The sequence below is a fragment of the Streptomyces sp. NPDC050610 genome (genome assembly GCF_040654875.1).
Taxonomy (GTDB): Bacteria; Actinomycetota; Actinomycetes; order Streptomycetales; family Streptomycetaceae; genus Streptomyces.
Map to the genome: position 1 here is coordinate 1 of NZ_JBFAIV010000097.1, position 1,406 is coordinate 1,406.

At 70.9% G+C, this 1,406-nt stretch carries 2 protein-coding genes; both read right to left on the reverse strand.

Going from position 1 to position 1,406, the window contains the following annotated elements:
- On the reverse strand, nucleotides 1-1,085 hold a 1,085-nt coding region (locus AB0I22_RS39750; protein WP_363135911.1), incomplete at its 3' end, for a SufD family Fe-S cluster assembly protein.
- Nucleotides 1,086-1,148: 63 nt separating this feature from the next.
- A partial coding sequence (locus AB0I22_RS39755; protein WP_363135901.1) for a SufD family Fe-S cluster assembly protein occupies nucleotides 1,149-1,406 on the reverse strand: 258 nt, incomplete at its 5' end.

Here is a 1,406-nt window from a genome sequence, read left to right on the forward strand (position 1 = left end):
CGCGCCATCAGGTAGAAGAGCTGCTCGTCGTCGAACCGGCCGGTCGCCGAGGCGTGCCCGGCCCCCACGATCTCGCCGGTCTCGATCTCCAGATTCGGGACCGAGTCGACGCGCGCCCCGTCGGTGAGGACCAGGTTGCGGTTCAGCTCATAGGTGTCGGTGCCTTCGGCCCCGGCGCGGATGAGGACGTCGCCGATCCACACCGCGTGCGCGCCGCGGCCCTGCAGCGCACCCTTGTACGTGACGTTGCTGCGGCAGTGCGGGGCGTCGTGGTCGACGAAGAGGCGGTGCTCCTGGTGCTGGCCGTCGTCCGTGAAGTACAGGCCGAACAGCTCGGCCTCGCCGCCGGGGCCGCCATAGACGATCCGCGGGTGGAGGCGCACCAGGTCGCCGCCGAAGGTGACGACGACGGACTTGAAGGAGGCGTCCCGGCCGACCAGCGCGGTGTGCTGAGCGACGTGCACCGCCTTGTCGTCCCAGTCCTGGACGGACACGACGGTGAGCTTGGCGCCGTCCCCGATCAGGTACTCGACGTTGGCGGCCAGCGTCGCGTCGCCGGTGTGGTCGATGACGACGACGGCCTCTGCGAACGCGCCGAGCTCCACGACCAGGTGGGCGAAGGAGGTGCCGCCCTCGCCGTGCACGGCGATCCGGACCGGCTCGTCGAGCACCGTCTCCTTGGGCACGGAGACGACGGACGCCTTCTCGAAGGCGGAGTAGGCCTGCGCCGCTACGCGGTCCACGGGCTTGCCGGTCGCGCCGACCCGGCGGTCGTCGCGGTCCACGGACTCCACCGCCACGCCGGAGGGCGCCTCGACGGTGACGGCCACGGTGCCGCCCGCTTGCGCGGTGCCGTCGTGCAGGCCCTTGAGCCGCTCCAGGGGAGTGAAGCGCCACTCCTCCTCGCGGCCGTGCGGCACCGGGAAGTCGGCCACGTCGTAGGACGCGGGCGCGCTGACCCGCGCGTCGACGGGGTGCGCGGAGGTGCGGCCGGTACCGGGACCGGCGAGCTGGGGACCACCGGTCGTGGTGCCCACCTCGATCGATCCGGCCGTGGTGCCGCCGGCGGGGATGTTGTCGGCCATGACTGTCGTACTGCTCGCTTTCTCGGAGAACTGCTTCGGTGGCGGACGGGGCTCTCGGCCGGCTCAGCCGACGGAGCCCTCCATCTGCAGTTCGATGAGCCGGTTGAGTTCCAGCGCGTACTCCATCGGCAGCTCCCGCGCGATCGGCTCGACGAAGCCCCGCACGATCATCGCCATCGCCTCGAACTCCGTCATGCCCCGGCTCATCAGGTAGAAGAGCTGGTCGTCGCTGACCTTGGAGACGGTCGCCTCGTGGCCCATCGACACGTCGTCCTCACGCACGTCCACGTACGGGTACGTGTCCGAGCGGGAGATCGTGTC